A 6,492-nucleotide genomic window follows, 5' to 3' on the forward strand; every position below is an offset into this window, starting at 1 on the left:
GGAGCATACGATTAAGACGAGGTTATTGTATTAATAATACCGGCATTATTTTTTGTTGCAAAGCAGGGATTTATCCCTGCTTTTTGCTTTCTTGCAATACTTTTTATTGTTAACTTATTTCTTATCCCTGTTGTATGAAAAAGACAATTGTTTTCTTAGCCCTTAGCCTTTGTATGCTGTCTGTTACCCAGGCCCAGGTGGGCAGCTTTGATACCATTCATCTTAAGAAGGCTTATGTAAATGATATTTTCAGTACGTTGTATTCTGCAAACCCCCGGTCAGGATTCTTCTTTCAAAGCGGAGGATCAATAAATTATTCCTTAAATGGCCCATCTGGCAACGGTTTTCGATTCAGATGGCTGGCCAATGATACATTGGTTAATTACCAGACGGATGCAGACATGGTGATGTACCTGACGCCTAAAGGAGAGTTGGGTGTAAAAAAATCCCTGAATGTACCTGATCTTACTGTCGGAAGTTTTACAGACACCAGTTATAAGAAACTGGTAATCGCCGGCGCCAATACGCCCACAAATGCCAACAGCAGGAGAGATTTGTCTTTTGAGTTTTCCAGTGCGGGTGCCGCTGCCGTAAGAGCCTACAGGGGCGGCTCCTGGGATACCTATCTCCAGTTTATGACCAGTGCTTCCAATAATCCAGGTGGCGCACCCGTCACAAGGATGCATATTAACCAGGATGGCAATATTGGCCTGGGCACTGTAACGCCGCTGCATCATCTGCAAATTGATGCTGCGGCTGCAACTACCACTAATATGATCAGCCTGCAAAACACGGCTATTGCCAACTCCCGCCTGCTGGTGGGCAATACCCCATCGGATTATGCAGTAATAGCACAACGCAATGGAAACATAGTCGAAAGTTATATGGATCTTCACCTGGCAGCCGCTAATACCGGGAATATCTATTTTGAGACAGGGAGAGTAGATGCAACGGCCCCCATCCGGATGACCATCCTTAACAATGGCAGCGTAGGTATTGGTACCTCCGCTACAGGCACCAACAAACTCGCTGTAGAAGGCACTATCGCCGCCCGCCGGGTGAAAGTAACCCAAAGTAACCCCTGGCCTGACTATGTTTTTCATGAGACCTACCAGCTGCCTTTACTGAATGACGTAGCCGCTTTTGTGGCAGAACATAAGCATTTACCCGGTATTCCCGGCGCAGCCGATATCGCAAAAGAAGGGCAGGACCTGGGGGAAATGAACCGTAAATTATTGGAGAAGGTGGAAGAACTTACCCTGTACCTGATCCAGCAACAGAAAAAGAACGAGGAACAGCAGGCACAGATCGATATGCTGATCAAACAGCTAAAGAAGTAATTCTTTAGCTGTTGTATCTCCCCATTCACCGGTTCTTTTTGCTCATATACCTTTTTTCTGCCCACATTTTCAAAATTCTTTGTTAACCTTGTAGTGCAACTGAAAAAATTAGCACATGAAAATGAACAGGGCACTGACAACAGGAGTGGGAATAATAGCCGGTCTTTTGTTGTATGTAAATGCTTTCGCACAAGATGAACCAAATAAATGGGCGCCAGCCGAAATTAAAATCGACGGGCAGGCTACTGAATGGCCCAAACCCCTGCAATTCTATAATAACGTAACCAAGTTATTTTACACGATAGCCAACGACCAGGAAAATTTATACGTAATCGTTAGTGTACCTGATCCGCAAAGCCAGATGAAAATTATGCGCTCGGGCATTACTATTGCCATGAACGTTACCGGCAAGAAAAAAGGCGGCGCCAGTGTTACATTTCCGCTTACGTATAATGTAAACACCGGTGCTCCCGATGTACCGGAAGCCTCCAGGGCCCTCATTGCAGGTGAACTGAAGAAACAGCTCCTGGCTAATGTAAAGGAGATCAAAGTGGAGGGCTTCGACAGTATCCCGGATGGCAATATTCCTGTGAAGAATACGTTTGGTATTCAAACCACTTCTTCATATGATGCTGCCGGTAACCTGGTATGCGAGCTGGGAATCCCCCTGAAAGCACTGGGCATCCCCGCAGGAAGTAACCAGGCCATTGCCTATCATTTCAAGGTAAATGCCATGAAGAGAGAGGACAAAAAAGAACTGGAAGCCAAAAGGGCGAAAGGAGAGCAGCCCCCGATGCCCGGTGAGTATGCGGACCATTTCGCTTTGTATTATCCGGCCGACTTCTGGACCCGCCAAACACTGGCGCCCCGGAAATAGGCCAACCAGACTACCATCGTCATAACTGTTTTTATGCATAAAAAACTGTTTTCTGCAGGACCTGCAACCATGCTGGCAGGCGTTCTCTGTGCAGGCACTTTTATGTCCTGCCACAAAGACAAATCCCCGGCGCCCCCGCCCGTTGAGATTACCGACGACCTGAAAAAGGATTCCCTGAAATACCTGATGTACCAGATCATGCAGGTAACCTATGGGGATGGCGGACGAAGCGCCGGTAAAGGGCTTCCTACTTACTACTGGTATTCCAGTGTGCCCCAGCTGGATCCGTTGGCCAGCAAATATGCTGATGCCAAAGCCCTGCTGACTGAAATGAAAACCTATGCTATTAATCCAGGTACCAATGCGCCGTATGATCATTACAGCTTCCTGGATGAAGATGGCACCATCACCAACCAGCTGATGAACGGGGTGTCTGAACAAAATGCGGCCTCCAATCCCTCGAAGCTGGGATTTGACGTGGGATTTGGCCAGGGCGCCGATGCCGGTAAAGTCAGGATCTTTGTAAAATATGCGGATAAAAACAGCCCGGCTGGCAAAGCCGGTATCTCCAGGGGATGGGAAATTGTTTCCATTAACGGGAATACCAGTTTTTCCAGTACTTCATCTTCCATTAATTCCCTTTATAACACGCTCACTACATCAGACAACGTTACACTGGGATTAAAAAAACTTGACGGAACGCCGGCTACCGTTACCGTAAATGCAGCTACCTACAACATCAACCCCGTATTGTTTGATACCGTGTATACGGTTAAGAATATTGTGAATGCAGATGTGAAGGTGGGCTATTTTGTGATGTATACCTTTTCCAGCGTTACCAATAACAAAGGAGAAGCCACTGCCACCAAAACCGCATTGGATCAAACCATTGCCAAATTCAAGGCCCAGGGCGTGAAACAGCTGATCGTGGATTTCAGGTACAATGGCGGGGGAGCCACCACTACTGCAGAATACCTCGACAATGCCTTTGCTCCCGCAGCTGCTGCCGGTAAGCTGATGTATACCTATAAGTATAACGACAAGATCATGAATAACCTGGCCGCTACCAAGCTGGATGCACAGGTGAATTTTGACGCGGCTACAGGAGGAATGAACCTGGATAATGTATTTTTCATTGTAACCGGCGAAACGGCTTCGGCCAGTGAGTTAACGCTCAACAACCTGAAACCTTATATGAATGTAAGGCTCATCGGGCAGAAGACATATGGGAAGCCCGTTGGCTTTATCGACTTTAATATCAGCATGTACGACAATGCCCATAAACCGGTATACCTCGCCGATTTATATGCCATCAATTTTGAAACGGTAAATGCGAACGGAAATGGGGGCTATTATACGGGTATCCCGGTAGATGCAACTGCTAAAGATTATGTAAATGTAGCATGGGGCAATGCCGCTGTAGATGAAAACCTGCAGCAGGCGCTGAACTATATTTCAAAAGGCGCTTACCTGAATCTTCGTACTGCTGCAAGGCTAAGCACAGAGACTAGCAGCGAATTACGTGAAGCGATCCCGAATATGGTAACCAGTGGCCGGTTTAACGGCATGGTTGATTTCAGGCTGAGCAAAAAAATAACCGGACTTCAATAACGTTTAACCTTTAGCGTTAGCCGGGGAGATCCCGGTTAACGCTAAAGGTTAAGAATAACATCAGCGTTGCCCCAGCTTCCGGATCATATCTTCCGACATATCTTCTGAATAAACGCCATACCCATACATCAATACCCCTTTGATCCCCGATTTGGTTTCGATGCCATACACCACCGCTTCATCACCTGGATCGGTATCTCCTTCAAAGCGATAGGTTTCCGTGATCTCAAAATCCTCCGGGCGTATATTGCCTTCGGGGCATTGGATACTGTCAAAAACGAGGTTGAAATCAGTGATGTATCCGCGTTTGCGCAAATCTTCCATGGCCTCCGTTACAGTGTCGTACACTTTCATATAATAACAATTTCTGGTTTGCAAATGAATCGGTAGCAAGTTAGCAAATCAATGGGGCATATAAAGCAAAAAGCATCAAGCAAAAAGCATCAAGCAAAAAGCATAAAGCATAAAGCATAAAGCCGGGTGGCCTTATGCTTTATGCTTTATGCTTTTTGCTTGATGATAACCGTTATCAGCGGATGACGGTCACTTCACCTTTCAGCACGTTGGATGATCCGCCGGCTACTTTCTTGTAAGACAGCCACCATACATAGGTGCCAACATCCACCGGAACTCCCTTATACCGGCCATCCCATCCTTTATGGTTATCGGACGACATGAAGATCAGTTCTCCCCAGCGGTTGAATATCCGCAATTCGTATTCGAACATTTGTCCTCTTACCACTGGTCTGAACACATCGTTACGTCCGTCGCCGTTTGGTGAGAAGGCGTTTGGTAAAGTCGGTTTAGGCTCGCACTCTATAAAGCCTACGGTGATATCGTCGGTAGCAGATCCGCAATCGTTGAACACCGTAACGGTATAGGTACCGCCGTTGGTCACCGTGAGGGATGGCCCGCCAGAGCCATTATCCCACCGTACGCCTGTGATGCCGCCGCCTTCAGCGCGCAGTATGAGTGTTTCACCTTTACAGAGGGTAGTGTCTCTTCCGAGGTTGATCACCGGTAAACCGGTGATGTTTACGTTTACGCTGTCCATGAACACGCGCTGGCAGTATTTGTCCATCACGGCCAGTTTATACCTGCCGGCCTGGGTGATCTGTTTAACCGGATTCGGATCACCGTCGTTCCACAGGTAAGACACTGCATCCGGGTTGGTACCGTCGATGGTAATGGAGCCTCCGGGGCAGATGTTCCTGTCTGGTCCCAGGTCCATGGTGAGCGCAGGTTTCATTCTTACGTTCACGGTATCTCTCACCACACAGTTGTCCCTGCTTACCGCTACCCAGTATCCGCCGGGTTTATTCACCACGATGGAGTTGCTGGTTTCACCTGTCAGCCATCTGATACGGCCGCCGTTTGAATTAACGGTGAGCATAATGGACTGGTCGGGGCAGATAGAAGTATCGCGGCTCAGGCTGATGTCTGGTGGAGGATTCACGCTCACTTTCACGGTATCGATGGTGATACATCCTGACTTCATCACTTTCACCCAGAATTGTTCCTGTGTGCCTACCAGGATGGAAGGTTCGGTAGAACCGTTGCTCCAGAGATAGGTACCGCCATTTACATAAGCATCCAGTTTTACGGTCTGGCCGCGGCAGATGGTAGTATCCGGGATATCCACCAGCGGGGTTGGTACCAGGCCTACATGAATGGTATCGGTAGTGGCGCATTCGCCGTTGCTTACATTTACCCAGTAGGTGCCTGCCTGGTTAATATTGATCCGTTGCGTGGTAGCGCCGGTAGACCATTTGATCTGGTAGGCGAAGTTAGCCGGGCCTGCATCCAGGATGAGACTATTGCCTCCGCAGATGGTGGTATCGTTGCCGAGGTTCACCATTGGTTTCTGAATGTAGCTCAGGTTGTAAGTCACGGTATCAGAAGAGCAACCCGTTCTGCCATCAGTGATGATAAAGGAGGCAGAAGTAGCGCCGTTCAGGTTGAACACGTTGTTGTTTTGTGATCTTGGCAAACCTGTTACCGCGTTGGCCGGGGTTACCGCCACCAGTGTATAGGTAGGCAGGTATACGTTACCCACTTTGCGTAAAGCGATCCTGCCGTTGTCTGAACAGTTGGAAGGCAGGGTGGCTTCCAGTTGCGGTTTATCGCAAGGCCTGATAATTACCCGCTGGATCACGTCGTTGGCTTTATTGCCGCAGGCATCCATGATGGTCCATCTTCTTATAATCGTATACCCGTTACAGATATCTTCCACGTAAGGATCTTCTGTATAGATAGCGCGTTTCGGGAAGCTGTTATCACAGTTGTCTGTTGCGGTTAATACCGGTGCGGCAGGGATCTTATCCTGGCAGTAAAGCACTACATCTGCAGGAGCAGGCATAATCACCGGTCTGGTGGTATCTTTTACGGTTACCACCTGCGTGATGGTGGTGGTATTGCCGCAGGCGTCTTTTGCCATCCAGGTCCTGATGATACGGTAGTTGCCGGCACATTCACCTGGCGTTCTTTCTGTAGTGATCCTGCGCGACAGGGTAAGGCCATTTCCGAAGCTGCTGCAGTTGTCGGACACCTGTACATCAGTAGCAGGAGCAGGGATGTTATCGCAGCTCACGATGGTGTCTGCAGGCGGTCTTACCGTGAATACCGGTCTGGTGGTATCCTGTACGGTAATGATCTGCTGCATCA

The 6,492-nt window shown here is 48.3% G+C and carries 5 protein-coding genes; 3 read left to right on the plus strand and 2 right to left on the minus strand.

The window, feature by feature from the left end; translation table 11 throughout:
- Positions 1-134 precede the first annotated feature (134 nt).
- From VIM72_RS23490 to VIM72_RS23500, 3 genes are all read left to right on the plus strand, one after another.
- Positions 135-1,340 (plus strand): hypothetical protein, encoded by a 1,206-nt coding sequence (locus VIM72_RS23490; RefSeq protein ID WP_332005259.1) that lies wholly within the window; start codon positions 135-137, stop codon positions 1,338-1,340.
- Positions 1,341-1,455: 115 nt separating this feature from the next.
- The gene (locus tag VIM72_RS23495; protein WP_332005260.1) at positions 1,456-2,217 is read left to right on the plus strand and encodes a hypothetical protein; all 762 of its coding nucleotides are present in this window, start codon (positions 1,456-1,458) and stop codon (positions 2,215-2,217) included.
- 33 nt (positions 2,218-2,250) lie between these two features.
- Positions 2,251-3,828, plus strand: a complete 1,578-nt coding sequence (locus tag VIM72_RS23500) for a S41 family peptidase (protein ID WP_332005261.1) — start codon at positions 2,251-2,253, stop codon at positions 3,826-3,828.
- Positions 3,829-3,888: 60 nt separating this feature from the next.
- On the opposite strand, the gene VIM72_RS23505 is transcribed toward VIM72_RS23500, so the two are convergent.
- Positions 3,889-4,182, minus strand: a complete 294-nt coding sequence (locus VIM72_RS23505) for a phosphoribosylpyrophosphate synthetase (RefSeq protein WP_332005262.1) — start codon at positions 4,180-4,182, stop codon at positions 3,889-3,891.
- Positions 4,183-4,357: 175 nt separating this feature from the next.
- A partial coding sequence (locus VIM72_RS23510; protein ID WP_332005263.1) for a gliding motility-associated C-terminal domain-containing protein occupies positions 4,358-6,492 on the minus strand: 2,135 nt, incomplete at its 5' end.

This window comes from Chitinophaga sp., assembly GCF_036569185.1.
Lineage (GTDB): Bacteria > Bacteroidota > Bacteroidia > Chitinophagales > Chitinophagaceae > Chitinophaga.

Bases quoted from the DNA above. Each gene is read 5' to 3' on its own strand.
- VIM72_RS23490 (WP_332005259.1), top strand. From the start codon at position 135: ATGAAAAAGACAATTGTTTTCTTAGCCCTTAGCCTTTGTATGCTGTCT.
- VIM72_RS23500 (WP_332005261.1), top strand. From the start codon at position 2,251: ATGCATAAAAAACTGTTTTCTGCAGGACCTGCAACCATGCTGGCAGGC.
- VIM72_RS23505 (WP_332005262.1), bottom strand. From the start codon at position 4,182: ATGAAAGTGTACGACACTGTAACGGAGGCCATGGAAGATTTGCGCAAA.
- VIM72_RS23495 (WP_332005260.1), top strand. From the start codon at position 1,456: ATGAAAATGAACAGGGCACTGACAACAGGAGTGGGAATAATAGCCGGT.